The sequence below is a fragment of the Streptomyces sp. Sge12 genome, assembly GCF_002080455.1.
In the GTDB taxonomy this organism is placed as follows: domain Bacteria; phylum Actinomycetota; class Actinomycetes; order Streptomycetales; family Streptomycetaceae; genus Streptomyces.
The window spans coordinates 4,816,445-4,834,454 of record NZ_CP020555.1; the positions used below are offsets into that span (position 1 = coordinate 4,816,445).

Consider the following 18,010-nt stretch of genomic DNA (forward strand, 5'->3'; position numbering starts at 1 on the left):
GCACCCCGGTCATGCCCGTGCTCCACACCCTGAGGCGCGCCGGCGCCGGGCTCCTGCTCGCCGCCGCCGCGCTCCTCGTGGCTCCTGCGTCCCCCGCGGCCGCCGCAGCCGCCGACGAGCCGGGCTGGACCGCCGAGCCCGCCGCAGGAACGGCAGCCGCCGTCCGCCCGTACTTCTACCTCGCGGGCGCCCCCGGCACCGTCCTGGAGGACCGCCTCGCCCTGGTCAACACCACCGACCGGGAACGCACCGTCACGCTGCGCGGGGCCGACGCCTACAACACCGCCGACGGCGCCCTCGCGGTCCGCCCGGCCACCGCCGCCGCCCCCGCCACCCCCGGGGCCGGCTCCTGGATCAGCTTCGGGACCGCCACCACCGTGACGGTCCCGCCCCGCACCCGCGCCGTGGTCCCCTTCACGCTCACCGTGCCGCCCGCGTCCCCGCCCGGCGACCACCCCGCCGCCGTCGTCGCCACCGAGGCCGGCCACGAGGTGGCCGTACGGGTCCACCTGCGGGTCGGCGGCCCCGCCCTGGCCGCCCTCACGGTCGAGGACGTCGCCGTACGCGGCCGGGGCCGCTCCGCCGTCATCGCCTACACCCTCGTCAACCGGGGCAACGTGGCCCTCACCCCCGCACTCCGGATCCGGGCCGACTCCCTCGTCGGCGACGCGCCCGCCCCGCCGCGGGCCCGCACCCTGCCGGTGGAGCTGCTCCCCGGCCAGCGGGTGGAGCTCATCGAGCCCTGGCCCGGCGCCCCGGCCCTCGACCGGGTTCGCGTCACCCTCACCGTGACCGCCCCCGGCGGCGCCCGCGCCGAGGCCGGCGGCTCGCGCTGGCTCGTTCCGGGCGGCCTCCCCGGCTGGACCGGGGCCGGCCTGCTCGCCCTCGGCGCGACCACCGCCGCCGCGCTGTACCTCGTACGCGGCCGGCGGCCCGACCCGGGCCCGGCGCCGGACGCGCCGCCCGCGGCCGGACCGACGACCCCTGCACCGCACCACGAACTGACGGGAGCCGCCAGGTGAGAAGAGTCGCAGCCCTGCTGGCCGCGGGGCTGGCGGTGTGCGCCCTCGCCCTGTTCCCCGCGGGCCCGGCCGCCGCGGCCGAGGGCAGGCCGACCGTGGCGCTGTCCCTCCAGGAGGCCGCCAAGGGCACCGCGATCACGGTCACCGGTACCGGCTGGCCGGCCAGGACGCTGGTGATGCTGCTGGTCTGCGGGCAGAACATGATCGGCGGTACCAACAGCTGCGCCAACGCCGACGGCGCGGCCGTCTCGGTCGCCGCCGACGGGAGCTTCACCGCCCGGTTGCCCGTGGTGGCACCGCCCAAGCCGTGCCCCTGCATCGTCAACGTCACCTCCGTCAACGGCGACCAGTCCACCGTCGCGACCCCGCTGAAGATCACCGACCACCCGGTCGCCGAGCTGCCCGCCGAATCCGGCACGGCCCGCCTCGCGATGCTCACCGGGGTCCGGCTGGAGGGCGAGGACGGGGTCCTGACCTGGTTCGGCGCCCCGCCCGCCCGGAAGTTCAAGGTCACCGTCGGCAATCTCGGCCCGGTCCCGGTCAAGGACCCGGTCTTCCAGCTCGGCACCGCGCACGGGGTGTTCGCCCCGCTGTGGGAGGAGGCCCGCTGGAAGGGGACCATCCCGCCCGGCGGCAAGGCGGAGATCGCGCTCGACGTCGCCCTCGCCGCGGGCGCCCACGGGGACTACACGATCTCCCTCAAGTACGGCGAGACCGTCGTGGCCACGCAGCCCTGGGGCGTGGACCGCCCGTACGGGGTGCTGCTCTTCTGGGGCCTGCTCCTGCTGGTGATCCCGGCCGCGGTCTTCCGTATCGGCATGGCCGTCGTCGACCGGGTCCGGCCGCGCACCGCCCCCGCCGCCGGCCGCCACCGGGGCGCACGGCTGCCCGACGCGGCCGCCGCCGTGACGGCCCGGCTGCCGAGGATCCCGGCCCTGCGGCCACCCGGGCCGGCCCCGCGCTCCGACGGCCCGGAGCAGTCCCCCCAGACCACCACGGCGGTCCTGCCGTGGTTCACCCCGGACAGCGCGCCGGGCACAGCACCACAGGCGTCCGCACCGTCTGAGAACCGTTCGACGACGAAGGGACATTCGTGAAGACCCAACGGAGGGTGAGCGCGGCCGTGATCGCGCTGCTGCTCGGCGGCGCCGGTATCGCCATCGGAACGACCCCCGCCCAGGCCGCGGAGACCAAGTTCAACGTCAAGTGCGTCCCCCCGGCCGGGGGCGGCGCTCCGGTGGAGGGGGAGACCACCGCCAAGGTCACCGCTCCGGCCTCGGCGAAGGTCGGCGACGAGGTCGACGTGTCCTGGGAGACGGTGAAACCGGCCTCGAACAACACGGACCTGATGGACATCCCGCAGGACGCGGTCCAGCCCACCGGCTGGATCACCGTGAGCGGCGGGGGCGGTGAGCTGAAAGTCGTCGGGGAGAAGAAGAACCCGCCGATCCCGAAGAAGGCGCCCATGCAGATGTCCGTGATGAAGGGCAAGCTGAAGCTCACCAAGGCCGGGAAGATCACCCTGACCCCCGGCAAGTACGACGTGGCGGTCACCTTCTCCTTCGGCACGTTCGTCACCAAGTGCGCGCCGACCGGCGCCGTGGGCGTCGGGGCCACGATCGACGTGTCGGCCGGCTCCAGCGGCGGCACGACGACCGGCGGTACGACGACGGGTGGTACGACGACCGGTGGTACGACCACCACCGGCGGTACGACCACGGGCGGCTCCACCACCACGGGCGGGTCGACCTCCGGCGGCTCCACCACCGGCGGCGGGGGCGGCCAGACCGACTTCCCGGGCAAGGCGGTCGAGGTGGCCTTCGACTGCGGGCCGGTCGTCCCCGGCGGCATCAAGACCCCGGTCACCATCAACGCCAAGAAGAACGGCGGCAGCTACGACCTGACGGTCAAGACCGCCAAGGGCGCGATGGCGGCGCCCATGGCCCTGCCCGCGGGAGCCCTCAAGCCCTCGATGGACGTGAAGCTCGGCGGGGCGGACAGCGGCACGGTCAAGGTCTCCGGCCCGGCCAACGCCGAACCGATCCCGGACAAGGCCCCGGTCAGCCTCAGCGACATGACCGGCACCTACAAGCCCGGCAAGTCCGGCAAGGTGACGCTCAGCCCGGACCAGCTGACGATCGACGTCACGATGGCCCCCGGCTCCACGCCGATCAACGTCCCCTGCAAGGCCACGAGCAGCGGCGTCTCGCTGGAACTGGACACGGCCGCCCAGCCGGGCGGCTCCGGTTCCTCCACGGCCTCCGCCAGCAGCACCTCGGGCGGCGGCCTCGCCGAGACCGGCGCGGAGGACGAGGGCGGCATCAAGGCCCTCGCCCTGGTCGCCGGCACGGTGATCCTGCTCGGCGGCGCGGTGTTCACGTTCACCCCGTGGCGCCGCCTGCGCGGCACCCGCTGACACGCGAACGGCCCGGCACACCTTCCGGTGTGCCGGGCCGTTCGTCGTCGGGCGGGGTGCGTCAGTGCACGTTGCCCATCAGGGCCTGGACCCGCTTGCGGTACATGAAGACCGCGACACCCGCGAGCGCGGCCGCGGCGGCCTGCAGGCCGATGATGATCGTGCCGTTCAGGTCCACGCCGGCCAGTGCGAGCAGACCGGTGGTGCAGTCACCGGCGGTGACCGCGAGGAACCAGACACCCATCATCTGGGAGGCGTACTTCTGCGGCGCCATCTTGGTGGTGACGGAGAGGCCGACCGGGGACAGGCACAGCTCGGCGATCGTCTGGATCATGTAGATCGAGACCAGCCACATCGGCGACACCTTGGTGCCGTCGCCCGCCATGCTCATCGGGATGATGAAGATGAAGAAGGACGCGCCGACCAGGACGAGGCCCATCGCGAACTTCACGATGGTGTTCGGCTCTTCGTTCTTGCGGGCCAGCCACAGCCACAGCCACGCGAAGACCGGGGCCAGCGCCATGACGAACAGCGGGTTCAGCGCCTGGTACAGGACGGTGGACGGGGTCCAGCCGAAGATCGAGCCGGTGCTGTTGTCGGCGAACAGGGAGAGCGTCGAGCCACCCTGGTCGTAGATCATCCAGAACGCGGCGGCGGCGACGAAGAACCAGATGTACGCGGACATCTTGGACTGCTCGGGACCCGACAGGGCCTTGTCCCGCTTGATGCGCACCAGCACGGTGACCGGGATGACCAGACCGGCGATGGTGATCGGGTACAGCGCCCAGTTTATGGTGAACAGGCCCATCGCGACGACGGTGCCGTAGAACGCGCCGATGATCGCGACGGCGGCGACGACCTTGACCAGGAGGCCGTTGCGCTCGGTGGTCGAGAGCGGGTTCGGGACGATGCTGCTGGTCGGGCTCAGCGTGCGGCCGAAGACCAGGAAGACGGCCAGGCCGATGCCCATGCCGATGGCGGCGAGCAGGAAGCCGAGGTGCCAGCTGAAGGTCTCGCCGATGATGCCGATCACCCACGGCGCACCGAAGGCACCCAGGTTGATGCCGATGTAGAACAGCGTGAAGCCGCCGTCACGACGCGGGTCGTCCGGGCCGGCGTACAGGTGGCCGACCATCGTGGAGATGTTGGCCTTCAGCAGACCGGAGCCGACGGCGACCAGCAGCAGACCCGCGAAGAACGAGATCTGCCCCGGCAGCGCGAGGGCCACGTGACCGGCCATGATCACGAAGCTGGCGATGGTGACGGTCTTGCGGGCGCCCCAGACGCGGTCGCCGAACCAGCCGCCGGGCATGGCCATCAGGTAGACCATGGCCACGTAGACGGAGTAGATCGCCGTGGCGACACCCATCTTGAAGCCCAGGCCACCGCCCTGGCTCCCGGTCGCGGCGTCCGCACCGCCGGAGACCAGGTACAGGACGAGAAGCGCACGCATGCCGTAGTAGGAGAAGCGCTCCCACATCTCGGTCATGAACAGCGTGGCCAGGCCGATCGGGTGGCCGAGGAGGGTCTTCTCGTGAGCGGGGCTCGGAGAAGCCGTCGTCAGGCTGGAAGCCATGGTCGATCCTTGCTTGCTCGGGACGCTTGGCTTCGTGAGCTCATCCGCGCCCGGTGGGGGGTGGCCGGCACCGGCGGCGGATCTCCCACCCCACGCCCGGGGGTCTCGCCCCCCACGGGGGTTGGAGGCGAAGGAACATCCGCAACCGGGATCCACGCCCGCTCTCGCACCATCGCGGAGGGGCCCGGCCCACAGGTCATTCACTGTCATCAAGCCCGGACAGGTGAGTCCGACAGGACTGCCCTGTCCGATCAGGACAGAAATAGAGACCCTTGGCTCGGTTTTCGGCACAAAGGTCCCTGAGGTAGTGCATCAGGCGTCTCGCCACCATACGACACGACACGGTGGCATTTGAAAGGACTTGAGAGATGGATCACAAGGCGCGTCGGGAACCGTTCGACCATATTCGAAGGCCCTGAGCAGTTCATAAGCCCAGATCGAGAGGGGTCTGCGGGCGGGCCCCTGGATCCAGCCGCCGCGCACTACCATCACCCACATGACGCGTGTACTGCTCGCCGAGGACGACGCATCCATCTCGGAACCCCTGGCCCGCGCCCTGCGCCGGGAGGGGTACGAGGTCGAGGTCCGGGAGGACGGCCCCACCGCGCTGGACGCGGGACTGCAGGGCGGCGTCGACCTCGTCGTCCTCGACCTGGGGCTGCCGGGCATGGACGGCCTGGAGGTCGCCCGCCGGCTGCGCGCCGAGGGCCACGGCTTCCCGATCCTGGTCCTCACCGCCCGCGCCGACGAGGTCGACACGGTCGTCGGCCTGGACGCGGGCGCCGACGACTACGTGACCAAGCCCTTCCGGCTGGCAGAACTGCTCGCCCGGGTCCGGGCCCTGCTCCGGCGCGGCGCCGCCGAGGCCCTCCAGCCCCCCGCCACCCACGGCGTGCGGATCGACGTCGAGTCGCACCGCGCCTGGATGGGGGAGGAGGAGCTCCAGCTCACCGCCAAGGAGTTCGACCTGCTGCGGGTCCTGGTCCGCGACGCGGGCCGGGTCGTCACCCGCGACCAGCTCATGCGCGAGGTCTGGGACACCACGTGGTGGTCCTCCACCAAGACCCTCGACATGCACATCTCCTGGCTGCGCAAGAAGCTCGGGGACGACGCCGCCAACCCCCGCTACATCGCCACCGTGCGCGGCGTCGGCTTCCGCTTCGAGAAGAGCTGACCGCGCTCCGGCCGCCCGCCGACCGGAGGCCGACCGGGAGCGGAGCGCCTCCCGCGGCCGCACCTGGGGCATGCTCTAGGGCATGCGCCGCCGCCTGATCAACTCCACGCTCGCCGTGGTGCTCGTCGTGATCGCCGTCTTCGGGGTCTCCCTCGTCATCGTCGAGACCCGGACCATCACCAGCAGCGCCCAGGACCGCATCGAGTCCGAGGCGCTGCGGCTCGTGGGCATCGTCGAGGCGAACGTCCTGGAGAAGAAGCCGATCGACCCCGTGGCCCTCGGCGAGCAGCTGGACGCCGGCCACTACGCGCGGATCACCATCCCGGGCCGGCCCGCCGTGCAGGTGGGCACCCCGATCCCGGAGAGCGTCATCCGCGGTGTCGCCCGCGGGGAGCAGGGCGAGGTCGTGGTCGTCGAGGAGTCCCGCTCCATCGTGACCCGCGAGGTCGGCCGGACCCTGGCCGTGGTCGGTGCGGTGGCCCTGCTGGCCGTCGTGGCGGCCGTACTGCTCGCCGTACGCCAGGCCAACCGGCTCGCCTCCCCGCTCACCGACCTCGCCGAGACGGCCGAGCGGCTCGGCTCGGGCGACCCGCGGCCCCGGCACAAGCGCTACGGGGTCCCCGAGCTGGACCGGGTCGCGGACGTACTGGACTCCAGCGCCGAGCGGATCGGCCGGATGCTGACGGCCGAGCGGCGCCTGGCCGCGGACGCCTCCCACCAGCTGCGCACCCCGCTCACCGCGCTCTCCATGCGGCTGGAGGAGATCACGGTCACCGAGGACCTGGAGACCGTCCGGGAGGAGGCGACGATCGCCCTGACCCAGGTGGAGCGGCTCACGGACGTCGTGCAGCGACTGCTCACGAACTCGCGGGACCCGCGGACCGGCTCTGCGGTCCCCTTCGACCTGGACGAGGTCGTCAAACAGCAGGTGGAGGAGTGGCGGCCGGCCTACCGCAGCGCCGGCCGGGCCATCGTCCGCTCCGGGAAACAGGGCGTACGGGCCGTGGGCACCCCGGGCGCGGTCTCGCAGGTGCTGGCCACCCTCGTGGAGAACGCCCTGATGCACGGTGGCGGCACGGTCGCGCTGCGTACCCGGGTGATCGGCAACCAGGCGGTGCTGGAGGTCACGGACGAGGGGCCGGGCGTTCCGCCGGACCTCGGGAACCGGATCTTCGAGCGGGCCATCAGCGGCCGCAACTCCACCGGGATCGGCCTCGCGGTGGCCCGGGACCTCGCGGAGGCGGACGGCGGGCGCCTCGAACTGCTCCAGACGCAGCCGCCGGTGTTCGCGCTGTTCCTCAGCCGGACGGCGCCCGAACCGGCCGAACCGCAGACCACGGTGCGCTGAGGGCCGGGGCGCCCGGCAGCCGGCAGCCGGCCTAGTTGTTCGCGGGGGCCGGCTCGGGCAGCGGCTCCGGCCGGCGCTCCGGCTTCGGCAGTGGCGCGGGATCCGGCATCGGCTCGGTGGCGTCGACCGGCACCGGCAGGGCCCTGAAGACCCAGGTCCGGTACGACCAGAAGCGGAACACGGTGGCGGTCCCGATGCCGATGAACTTGAACACGTTGCTCGCGACCGGGCCGTCCCAGCCGAAGCCGTAGGTGGCGGTGTAGAGCACACCGCTCTCGATGACCAGGCCGATCCCGCTGAACACGGCGAACAGGACGAGCTCGCGGGTGCGGCCGCTCTTGGCGCGGTCCCGGTAGGCGAAGTAGCGGAAGCCGATGTAGTTCGTGGCGATGGCCACGACGGTGGCTATCACGCTCGCGCGCACCACCTGGAGGTCGGTCGTGTTGCGGATCAGATTGAAGACACCCAGGTTGACCAGGACGCCCAGACCGCCGACCGCCCCGAACTTGGCGACCTCTCGCACGAGGCCGCGTACACGTTCGAGGACAGATCCGCCCGGCGTGCTCATCAGTAGGTCAGTCCTGTCGGTCACCGCCCGCTTACGGGGCGTCCGGTGTTCTCCGTCAACCCAACCACTCTAAGTCTCCCCCCAGCGCTCCGTCTGTGCCTTCCGGCACCGTGCGACGCACGGCACACGTACGGATCGAGCCGGGGCCGCGCCCGGGCGGGTCCCGGTGGCCGAATACCGGCGGATACCCTGGAGGAGTGACGTTCCCGGTAGTCGGCATGGTCGGCGGCGGTCAGCTCGCCCGCATGACCCACGAGGCGGGTATCCCCCTCGGCATCAGATTCAAGCTCCTCAGTGACAGCCCGCAGGACTCTGCGGCCCAGGTCGTGAGCGATGTCGTCATCGGCGACTATCGCGATCTGGAGACGTTGCGCGCCTTCGCGCACGGCTGTGACGTGATCACCTTCGACCACGAGCATGTACCCATGGAGCACTTGCGGGCCCTGGAAGCGGACGGCATCCCCGTCCGCCCGGGGCCCGATGCTTTGGTGCACGCCCAGGACAAGGGGGTGATGCGCGCCAAGCTCGACGAGATCGGCGTGCCCAGCCCCCGGCACCGGATCGTGAGCGATCCGGACGACGTGACCGCCTTCGCGGACGAGGTGGGCGGGTTCCCCGTCATCCTCAAGACCGTGCGGGGCGGGTACGACGGCAAGGGGGTGTGGTTCGTCCGCACCCCCGAGGACGCGGCAGCCCCCTTCAAGGCGGGCGTCCCCGTCCTCGCGGAGGAGAAGGTCGATTACGTCCGCGAACTCGCGGCCAACATCGTCCGCTCCCCGCACGGACAGGCGGTCGCCTATCCCGTCGTGGAGTCCGTCCAGGTGGACGGGGTCTGCGACACGGTGATCGCCCCGGCCCCGAACCTCTCGGAGGCCCTCGCGGGCGAGGCCCAGGCCCTCGCCCTGCGCATCGCCAAGGAACTCGACGTGACCGGCCACCTGGCCGTGGAGCTGTTCGAGACCACCGACGGCCGGATCCTGGTCAACGAGCTGGCGATGCGCCCGCACAACAGCGGCCACTGGACCCAGGACGGCGCCGTCACCTCCCAGTTCGCCAACCACGTACGGGCGGTCCTGGACCTCCCGCTCGGCGACCCGCGCCCCCGCGCCCGGTGGACGGTCATGGCGAACGTGCTGGGCGGGGACTACCCCGACATGTACGCGGCGTACCTGCACTGCATGGCCCACGACCCCCAGCTGAAGATCCACATGTACGGCAAGGACGTGAAACACGGCCGCAAGGTCGGCCACGTCAACACCTACGGCGACGATCTGGACGATGTGCTGGAACGCGCACGCCACGCAGCCGGCTACCTCAGGGGAACGATCACCGCATGAGCACCACCTCCGCAGGCCCCGTCATCGGCATCGTCATGGGCTCCGACTCGGACTGGCCCGTCATGGAGGCGGCCGCCCAGGCCCTGGACGAGTTCGAGATCCCCTACGAGGTCGACGTCGTCTCCGCCCACCGGATGCCGCGCGAGATGATCACGTACGGGGAGCGGGCCGCCGACCGCGGGCTGAAGGCGATCATCGCGGGCGCGGGCGGAGCCGCCCACCTGCCCGGCATGCTCGCCTCGGTCACCCCGCTGCCGGTCATCGGCGTGCCGGTGCCGCTGAAGTACCTCGACGGCATGGACTCGCTGATGTCGATCGTCCAGATGCCCGCCGGGGTTCCCGTCGCCACCGTCTCCGTCGCCGGGGCGCGCAACGCGGGGCTGCTGGCCGTACGGATGCTGGCCGCGCACGACACCGAGCTGCTGGCCCGGATGCGCGACTTCCAGCAGGAGCTGAACGACCAGGCCACCGAGAAGGGCAAGCGGCTGCGGACGAAGGTCGCGAACGCGGAATCCTTCGGGTTCGGCAAGTGAGCGCGGCGCAGCGTCTGGACGAGGCGCGCGAGCTGCTGGCCGAGCACCCCGTCGTGGACGGCCACAACGACCTGCCCTGGGCGCTGCGTCAGCAGGTGCGCTACGACCTGGCGCAACGCGACATCGCGGGCGACCAGTCCGCCCACCTGCACACCGACATCCCCCGGCTGCGCGCCGGCGGGGTCGGCGCGCAGTTCTGGTCGGTCTACGTGCGCTCCGACTACGCCGGCGACGAGGCGGTCAGCGCCACCCTGGAGCAGATCGACATCGTCGCCCAGCTGATCGACCGTTATCCGGGCGACCTGGTGCGGGCACTGACGGCGGACGACATGGAGGCGGCCCGCGCCGACGGCCGGATCGCCTCGCTGATGGGTGCCGAGGGCGGCCACTCCATCAACAACTCGCTCGCCACCCTGCGCGCCCTGCACCGGCTGGGCGTGCGGTACATGACGCTCACGCACAACGACACGATCGACTGGGCGGACTCGGCGACCGACGAGCCCCGGCACGGCGGTCTGACCGACTTCGGCCGCGAGGTCGTGCGCGAGATGAACCGCGTGGGCATGCTGGTGGACCTCTCGCACGTCGCCGCGACGACGATGCGCGACGCGATCGCGGTCTCGGCCGCGCCCGTGGTCTTCTCGCACTCCTCGGCGCGGGCGGTCTGCGACCACCCGCGCAACATCCCCGACGACGTGCTGGCGACGCTGCCGGGCAACGGCGGGGTGGCGAGGGCCACCTTCGTGCCGAAGTTCATCCTCCCGGCCGCGGTCGAGTGGACCCTGGCCGCGGACGAGAACCTGCGGGCGCACGGTTTCCACCACCTGGACACCACCCCCGAGGCGATGGCCCTGCACCGGGCCTTCGAGGCGGAGCGCCCGCGCCCGGTGGCCACGGCCGCGACGGTGGCCGACCACCTGGACCACATGCGCGAGGTGGCCGGCATCGACCACATCGGCATCGGCGGCGACTACGACGGCACGGCCTTCACCCCGTCCGGCCTGGACGACGTGGCGGGCTACCCCAACCTGGTGGCCGAGCTGCTCACGCGCGGCTGGTCCCGTGCCGACCTGGCGAAGCTGACCTGGTCCAACGCGGTACGGGTGCTGCGCGACGCGGAGTCGGTGGCGCGGGACCTGTCGTCGTCCCGGGGCCCGTCGAATGCGGTGATCCGGTAGCGGACGCGGTGCCCGGCGGATGCGGTAACAGGGTGTGACCTGCGGGTTCACTCGAACGCTGCGTCCGCCGGGCGGCCCTGCCGTCCCGCGTGTCACGGTGGCACCACCTCTCCCTGCTGCCGCCGAGACCGGAGCGAACGCCATGGCCGACCTGCAGGATGAACCCCACTCCGTGGGCATCGGAGCCGAAGACCTCCCCGCACCCGCGGTAGCGGTGGCGGCGGGCGCCCTCGACCGGGCCGTCGCGCTGCTGGCCGTCCATCCCGTGGCCGACGGTTGCAACACCCTGGTCTGGACCCTGCACCAGCGCCCGTACCACGACATCGAAACCTCGGACACGGGCGTGGACACCGACATCCCGCGGCTGCGCACCGGGGGAGTGGGGGCCCAGTTCTGGTCCCTGCTCGTGCCGTCGGCGCGGGCGCACGAGAACGCCGCCGGTGAGCAGGTGCTCTCCGACACGCTGGACCAGATCGACACGGCGCTGACCCTGATGCGCCGCTACCCCGACAGCCTGTGCCTGGCGCTCAGCGCCGACGACATGGCGGACGCCCGCAACCGAGGCCGCATCGCCTCGTTCCTGGGCCCCGTGCCGGGCCGCACGCTGACCGACTCCCTGGGTGCGCTGCGCGCCTTCCACGCGCTGGGCGTACGGGTCCTCGCGCCGGCGGGAGCGCCCTGGGCCCAGGAGGAGCTGACGGCCTTCGGGCACGAGGTGGTCCGCGAGGCGAACCGGCTGGCGATCCTGCTGGACCTCACGGACTGCCCGCCGGCGGTGGCCTGCCGGATCGCGGGTGCCTCCAAGGCGCCGGTGATCATCTCGAACACGGCGGCGGCCTCGCTGAACCCGCATCCGGGCAACGTGACCGACGAGGTCCTGGCCGCGCTGCGGGAGGCGAACGGGCTCGCGATGGTCACCTTCGACACGGCGCGCACGGGGGACTCCCTGCACGCGGTGGCGGACCACCTCGACCACGTACGGGCGATCGCGGGCCCGCACGGCGTCGGACTCGGCGCCAGCTTCGGCACCGGACCGGGCCACCCCCGCCCGACGGGGCTGACCGATCCCTCCGGCTATCCGCGGCTGATCGCGGAGCTGCTGGAGCGCGGCTGGCCGGAGTCCGAGGTGGCCCTGCTGACCTGGGGCAACGCCTTGCGCGTGGTCCGCGACGCGGAATTCACCGCCCGCGCCGCCGGCCACCGCCGCTAGGCCCCGCCGAGAACAGCCCCGCCGGCGATTGAGGCGCGGGGCAGGGGCCGTGCCCCGGCAACGGCGCCGCACTCCCGCCCGGCCCGAGGGCTAGGCGCGCGGGCGGCCCATCGCCCGGTAGGTCCAGCCCGCGGCACGCCACCGCACCGGGTCCAGCGCGTTGCGGCCGTCCAGGACGAGGCGGTCGGTGACCACGGCGGCCAGCTCCGCCGGGTCGAGGTCGCGGAACTCGCGCCACTCGGTGAGGTGCAGGACGACCTCCGCGCCCCGGGCCGCCGCCAGCGCGGAGTCCGCGTAGCCGAGGGTCGGGAAGACGCGCCGGGCGTTGTCCATGCCCTTGGGGTCGTAGACGGTGACCTGGCCGCCCTGGAGGTGGATCTGCCCGGCCACGTTCAGCGCGGGGGAGTCGCGGACGTCGTCCGAGTCCGGCTTGAAGGTGGCGCCGAGCACGGCGACCCGCTTGCCGAGGAACGAACCGCCCACGGCCTCCCGGGCCAGCTCGACCATGTGCCCGCGGCGCCGCATGTTGATGGAGTCGACCTCGCGCAGGAAGGTCAGCGCCTGGTCGGCGCCCAGCTCGCCGGCGCGTGCCATGAAGGCCCGGATGTCCTTCGGCAGGCAGCCGCCGCCGAAGCCGATCCCGGCGCGCAGGAACTTCGCGCCGATCCGCTCGTCGTAGCCGATGGCCTCGGCCAGCTTGACCACGTCGCCGCCGGCGGCCTCGCACACCTCCGCCATCGCGTTGATGAAGGAGATCTTGGTGGCGAGGAAGGAGTTGGCGGCGGTCTTGACCAGCTCGGCCGTCGGGAAGTCGGTGACGACCAGCGGGGTCCCCTCGGACATCGGCGTCTCGTACACCTCCCGCAGCAGCTTCTCGCCGCGCTCGCCCTGGACGCCGATCACGATCCGGTCGGGGTGCAGGGTGTCCTGCACGGCGAAGCCCTCCCGCAGGAACTCCGGGTTCCAGGCCAGCTCCACGTCCGCGCCCGCCGGGGACAGCTCGGTGAGCTTCGCCGCCAGCCGCTGCGCCGAGCCCACCGGGACCGTGGACTTGCCGACGACCAGCACCGGCCGGGTCAGGTGCGGGGCCAGGGAGGCCATCGCGGAGTCGACGTAGGACATGTCGCACGCGTACTCGCCGTGCTTCTGCGGAGTGTTCACGCAGACGAAGTGGACGTCGCCGAATTCCCCGACCTCCTCGAAGGAGGTGGTGAACCGCAGCCGGCCGGTCGAGCCCGGCAGCCCGGCCACGTGCTTGGCCAGCAGCTCTTCCAGCCCGGGCTCGTACATGGGCACCCGGCCGGAGGCGAGCAGCTCGATCTTCTCCGGCACCACGTCCAGCCCCAGCACCTCGAAGCCCAGCTCCGCCATCGCCGCGGCGTGGGTCGCGCCGAGGTAGCCGGTGCCGATCACAGTGATCCTGAGGGGGGCCATGGGTGCTCCAGAGGTGCGGGGCCGTTTGCGGCCACTGAGCATAGTCGGGCCCACCAGCGGGGACCTTCCCCAGGAGGCCACCTCTGTCACCCATCTCACGTGGGCCGTCCATATCGCCATCCGTGACCGGCCCACTAAGCTTGGGTTACTTAACGGTAGTTAGCATCACGCATCACCCTGGGGAGTGAGAGATCTTGGCGGGTTCTGCCGACTTCGACCTGTACCGCCCGGCCGAGGAGCACGACATGCTCCGCGAGTCGGTCCGCTCGCTCGCCGAGGCGAAGATCCTGCCGTTCGCAGCCGCGGTCGACGAGGAGTCCCGCTTCCCGCAGGAGGCCCTGGACGCCCTGGTCGCGAGCGACCTGCACGCCGTCCACGTGCCCGAGACCTACGGCGGCGCGGGCGCCGACGCCCTTGCGACCGTGATCGTGATCGAGGAGGTGGCCCGTGTCTGCGCCTCCTCCTCCCTCATCCCGGCCGTGAACAAGCTCGGCTCGCTCCCGGTGATCCTCTCCGGCTCCGAGGAGCTCAAGGCCAAGTACCTGGGCCCCCTCGCCAAGGGCGACGCGATGTTCTCGTACGCGCTCTCCGAGCCGGACGCGGGCTCCGACGCCGCCGGCATGAAGACCCGCGCCGTGCGCGACGGGGACTTCTGGGTGCTCAACGGCGTCAAGCGCTGGATCACCAACGCGGGCGTCTCCGAGTACTACACGGTCATGGCCGTCACCGACCCGGAGAAGCGCTCCAAGGGCATCAGCGCCTTCGTCGTCGAGAAGTCCGACGAGGGCGTCTCCTTCGGCGCCCCGGAGAAGAAGCTCGGCATCAAGGGCTCCCCGACGCGCGAGGTCTACCTCGACAACGTCCGGATCCCGGCCGACCGCATGATCGGCGCCGAGGGCACCGGCTTCGCCACCGCGATGAAGACCCTGGACCACACCCGCATCACCATCGCGGCCCAGGCGCTCGGCATCGCCCAGGGCGCCCTGGACTACGCCAAGGGCTACGTCCAGGAGCGCAAGCAGTTCGGCAAGCCGATCGGCGACTTCCAGGGCGTGCAGTTCATGCTCGCCGACATGGCCATGAAGATCGAGGCCGCCCGCCAGCTCACGTACTCGGCCGCCGCCAAGTCGGAGCGCGTCGACGGCGACCTGACCTTCTTCGGTGCCGCGGCCAAGTGCTTCGCCTCCGACGTGGCCATGGAGGTCACCACGGACGCCGTCCAGCTCCTCGGCGGTTACGGCTACACCCGTGACTACCCGGTGGAGCGCATGATGCGCGACGCCAAGATCACCCAGATCTACGAGGGCACCAACCAGGTCCAGCGGATCGTCATGGCCCGCAACCTGCCGTAACGGCGCCCGCCGCGCTGTTCGACCCGAGGTGAGGCGAACGTCCCCCGGCCGTGCCGGGGGACGTTCGCGCACGTACGGGGCCCCTCCGGCCGGGTGCCGGATGCCGGGTGCCGGGTTTCTCCCGGTACACGCCGTCCGCGGCGGCCGGCGCCCGTCGCGGCCCGGCCGGCAACTACCCGGCCGGGCACCCCCGTTCGCCGCACGGCGGATCGAACGACCCGGCCACTACCCGGTCATTTCATGACATGTGCAGTGCTGTGCCCGATGGCGCGCACCCGGCCACCCCCCATCCGGCTCCGGCCCTGGAGCGCTCTCCGGATGGGCTAAATTTGGACCTTCGTACGCCGGAATCGGTTGGGGAGAACGCAATGACGGAAGCGATCCTGCTGGTCGGCGGACAAGGGACGCGCCTGCGACCCGTGACGGTGAACACGCCCAAGCCGATGGTTCCCACGGCCGGCGTGCCGTTCCTCGCCCACCAGATAGCCAGGGCCGCCGCCGCCGGCGTCACGCACATCGTGATGGCCACCTGCTACCTCGCCGAGGTCTTCGAGCCCTACTTCGGCGACGGATCCGACTTCGGCCTCAGCCTGGAGTACGTGGTCGAGGACGAGCCGCTGGGCACCGGCGGAGCCATCCGCAACGCGGGTCGGCGCCTGACCGGCGGCCCGGACTCCTCCGTCCTCGTCTTCAACGGCGACATCCTCACCGGCCTCGACATCGCCGGCCTGGTCGAGTCCCACGAGGCGGCCGACGCCGACGTCTCCCTGCACCTGGTGCGGGTCGACGACCCGCGCGCCTTCGGCCTGGTCCCCACCGACTCCGAGGGGCGGGTGCTGGCCTTCACCGAGAAGCCGCAGACCCCCGAGGAGATCATCACCGACCAGATCAACGCCGGCTGCTACGTCTTCCGCCGCAGCGTGATCGACTCCATCCCGGCCGGCCGCCCGGTCTCCGTGGAGCGCGAGACCTTCCCCGGCCTGCTCGCCGCGGGGGCCAAGCTGCACGGCGTCACCGAGAACACCTACTGGATGGACCTCGGCAAGCCCGAATCGATCATCCAGGCCTCCGCCGACCTCGTACGCGGAGTGGTCCCCTCCCCGGCCGTCCCCGGACGCCGCGGCGAGTCCCTGGTCCTGCCCGGCGCCGAGGTGGCGGCCGGCGCCAAGCTCTCCGGGGGCACCGTGGTGGGTGCCGGGGCCCGGATCGGGGCCGGAGCGGTCGTCCAGGGCTCGATCGTCCTCGAGGACGCCGTCATCGGTCCCGACGCCCAGGTGAACGCCAGTCTCATCGGCGCCCGCGCCTCGGTGGGCGCGCGGACCGTGCTCGACGGCACGGTCGTCGGCGACGGCGCGGCCGTGGGAGCGGACAACGAACTGCGCGCCGGCGCCCGCGTGTGGTGCGAGGCACAGCTCCCCGCCGCCGCCATCCGCTTCTCCCCGGACGCCTGACCCCGGACGCGATCCCGGTCCGGGTCCCGGTCCGGGTCCCGGTCCGGGTGGGAGCACGGCCGGCCCGGCCGCGCTCCCTGCCCGCCGTCAGTTGCCGCGGACGGTGACCTTCTCGTCGTTCTGGATCTGCTTCACCAGCTGCTGCACCTTCGCCTTGTCCCAGACGAGGTTGCCGCCGCGCTGACCGGAGATCGGCATGTTCATCGACACGCCGTCACCGCCGTTGACGCCCTTCATCGCGAAGAACATCTGGCCCATGTCGTACAGGCCCATGTCCTTGTCCACGATGAGCGTGTCCAGGCCCGCGCCCAGCATCGGGTAGAGCGAGAACGGGTTGAGGATCGTCGAGGGGGTCGCGGCCTGGCTGGCCAGCGCCGACAGGAACTTCTGCTGGTTCTTGGTGCGCTGGAGGTCGGACTCGGCGAAGGCGTACCGGGTCCGTACGAAGGCCAGCGACTGCTCGCCGTTGAGGGTCTGCTTGCCGGCCTTGAAGTCGGCGCCCGACTTCTCGTCCTTGAAGCCCTCCTCGATGTCGAGCTCCACCCCGCCCAGCGCGTCCACGATGTTCGCGAAGCCGGCGAAGCCGATCTCCGCGTAGTGGTCGATGCGCAGGCCGGTGTTGTGCTCCACCGTCCGCACCAGCAGCTCGGGCCCGTCCTCCGCGTACGCCGCGTTGAGCTTGACCCGGCGCCCCTGGCCGGCGAACTTCTTGCCGGACTGCGAGCCGACGAAGGTGGGGATCTCCACGTCCGAGTCACGGGGCAGCGAGATCATGGTGTTCCCGCTGGAGCACTTCGCCAGGATCATCATGGAGTCGGTCCGCTTGCCCTCGGCCGAGCCGGTGTGCAGCTTCTTCTTCTCCTCATCGGACATGCCCTCGCGGCTGTCGGAGCCCACGATCAGGTACGTCGTGCAGTCGCCCTCCTTCGGGCGCTCGATGACCTTGGAGAGGTCCACCTCGCGGCGCACCTTGGAGTCGGCCCAGAAGTAGGTGGAGACGGACGTCACAAGGAGCGCGGAGACCAGTACGATCCCGCCGACCTTGATCCGCTTGCGCCAGTCCGGCGCGGGGCCGGGCGCCCGACCGGGGCGGCCGGGCCCGGACGGCCCATCGGGGCCCGTCGGCCCGCCCGGAGGCCCGCCCGCGGGCGAACCGTAGACCTGGCCGGTGTTGTAGCCGCTGTCGTAGCCGTCGTACGTGTCGTGGCTCCCCGCCTGCTGCGGGGGGACGCCGTACGCCGGCGGCGGGCCCGCCGGCCGCTGCGGGCGCGGCGGCTGCGGGGGCCGCGGCGGTTGCTGCGGCTGCTGCTGCCGCTGGATGTGCCGCATCCGCTGCACGCCCTCGGGCTGCGGCTGCGCGCTGCCGCGCCCGTACGCGTCGTCACGACCTTCTGGCCAGTCATTCATGGGC

15 protein-coding genes are annotated in these 18,010 nt (G+C 71.9%); 11 read left to right on the forward strand and 4 right to left on the reverse strand.

The window, feature by feature from the left end:
* Positions 1 to 11: 11 nt before the first annotated feature.
* From B6R96_RS21575 to B6R96_RS37315, 3 genes are read left to right on the forward strand one after another with little or no spacing between them, the layout of a single operon-like run.
* Positions 12 to 1,022, forward strand: a complete 1,011-nt coding sequence (locus B6R96_RS21575) for a COG1470 family protein (RefSeq protein ID WP_107475560.1) — start codon at positions 12 to 14, stop codon at positions 1,020 to 1,022.
* Positions 1,019 to 2,119, forward strand: coding sequence for a neocarzinostatin apoprotein domain-containing protein (locus tag B6R96_RS21580; protein ID WP_081523307.1), 1,101 nt, complete (start codon positions 1,019 to 1,021; stop codon positions 2,117 to 2,119). The genes B6R96_RS21575 and B6R96_RS21580 overlap by 4 nt, the downstream gene beginning before the upstream one ends.
* Entirely contained in the window at positions 2,116 to 3,438 is a 1,323-nt protein-coding gene (locus B6R96_RS37315) for a hypothetical protein (protein WP_159396356.1), read from the forward strand. Before B6R96_RS21580 ends, B6R96_RS37315 begins: the two co-directional genes overlap by 4 nt.
* A gap of 61 nt (positions 3,439 to 3,499) precedes the next feature.
* Here the strand turns inward: B6R96_RS37315 and B6R96_RS21590 are convergent, their stop codons facing one another.
* Positions 3,500 to 5,014, reverse strand: coding sequence for a peptide MFS transporter (locus tag B6R96_RS21590; protein WP_081523311.1), 1,515 nt, complete (start codon positions 5,012 to 5,014; stop codon positions 3,500 to 3,502).
* 496 nt (positions 5,015 to 5,510) lie between these two features.
* Here B6R96_RS21590 and B6R96_RS21595 point away from each other — a divergent pair, with 496 nt between their 5' ends.
* Together B6R96_RS21595 and B6R96_RS21600 are read left to right on the forward strand one after the other, a co-directional pair.
* Entirely contained in the window at positions 5,511 to 6,188 is a 678-nt protein-coding gene (locus B6R96_RS21595) for a response regulator transcription factor (RefSeq protein ID WP_030387015.1), read from the forward strand.
* Positions 6,189 to 6,270: 82 nt separating this feature from the next.
* Positions 6,271 to 7,536: an ATP-binding protein gene (locus B6R96_RS21600; protein ID WP_030387014.1), complete on the forward strand. Its 1,266-nt coding sequence runs from the start codon at positions 6,271 to 6,273 to the stop codon at positions 7,534 to 7,536.
* A gap of 31 nt (positions 7,537 to 7,567) precedes the next feature.
* Here B6R96_RS21600 and B6R96_RS21605 read toward each other — a convergent pair whose 3' ends face one another.
* A complete protein-coding gene (locus B6R96_RS21605; protein ID WP_081523313.1) occupies positions 7,568 to 8,104 on the reverse strand; it encodes a GtrA family protein in 537 nt (178 codons plus the stop codon).
* Between the two features lie 197 nt (positions 8,105 to 8,301).
* Here B6R96_RS21605 and B6R96_RS21610 point away from each other — a divergent pair, with 197 nt between their 5' ends.
* The 4 genes from B6R96_RS21610 to B6R96_RS21625 all read left to right on the forward strand — a co-directional run bounded on the left by B6R96_RS21610 (position 8,302) and on the right by B6R96_RS21625 (position 12,362).
* Positions 8,302 to 9,441 carry a 5-(carboxyamino)imidazole ribonucleotide synthase gene (locus B6R96_RS21610; RefSeq protein ID WP_081523314.1) on the forward strand — a complete coding sequence of 380 codons (1,140 nt, stop codon included), beginning with the start codon at positions 8,302 to 8,304 and terminating at the stop codon, positions 9,439 to 9,441.
* Positions 9,438 to 9,974 carry a 5-(carboxyamino)imidazole ribonucleotide mutase gene (gene purE / locus B6R96_RS21615; RefSeq protein ID WP_030387011.1) on the forward strand — a complete coding sequence of 179 codons (537 nt, stop codon included), beginning with the start codon at positions 9,438 to 9,440 and terminating at the stop codon, positions 9,972 to 9,974. The genes B6R96_RS21610 and purE overlap by 4 nt, the downstream gene beginning before the upstream one ends.
* Positions 9,971 to 11,152: a dipeptidase gene (locus tag B6R96_RS21620; RefSeq protein WP_081523316.1), complete on the forward strand. Its 1,182-nt coding sequence runs from the start codon at positions 9,971 to 9,973 to the stop codon at positions 11,150 to 11,152. The genes purE and B6R96_RS21620 overlap by 4 nt, the downstream gene beginning before the upstream one ends.
* Before the next feature lie 142 nt (positions 11,153 to 11,294).
* Positions 11,295 to 12,362, forward strand: coding sequence for a membrane dipeptidase (locus B6R96_RS21625; RefSeq protein ID WP_030387009.1), 1,068 nt, complete (start codon positions 11,295 to 11,297; stop codon positions 12,360 to 12,362).
* A gap of 90 nt (positions 12,363 to 12,452) precedes the next feature.
* Here B6R96_RS21625 and B6R96_RS21630 read toward each other — a convergent pair whose 3' ends face one another.
* A complete protein-coding gene (locus B6R96_RS21630) occupies positions 12,453 to 13,796 on the reverse strand; it encodes a UDP-glucose dehydrogenase family protein (protein WP_053169914.1) in 1,344 nt (447 codons plus the stop codon).
* Between the two features lie 194 nt (positions 13,797 to 13,990).
* On the opposite strand from B6R96_RS21630, the gene B6R96_RS21635 reads away from it, so the two are divergent.
* Positions 13,991 to 15,148, forward strand: a complete 1,158-nt coding sequence (locus B6R96_RS21635; protein WP_030387007.1) for an acyl-CoA dehydrogenase family protein — start codon at positions 13,991 to 13,993, stop codon at positions 15,146 to 15,148.
* Positions 15,149 to 15,516: 368 nt separating this feature from the next.
* Positions 15,517 to 16,599 (forward strand): sugar phosphate nucleotidyltransferase, encoded by a 1,083-nt coding sequence (locus B6R96_RS21640; protein ID WP_081523318.1) that lies wholly within the window; start codon positions 15,517 to 15,519, stop codon positions 16,597 to 16,599.
* Between the two features lie 87 nt (positions 16,600 to 16,686).
* Here the strand turns inward: B6R96_RS21640 and B6R96_RS21645 are convergent, their stop codons facing one another.
* Positions 16,687 to 18,006: an LCP family protein gene (locus B6R96_RS21645; RefSeq protein ID WP_081523320.1), complete on the reverse strand. Its 1,320-nt coding sequence runs from the start codon at positions 18,004 to 18,006 to the stop codon at positions 16,687 to 16,689.
* Positions 18,007 to 18,010: the final 4 nt, after the last annotated feature.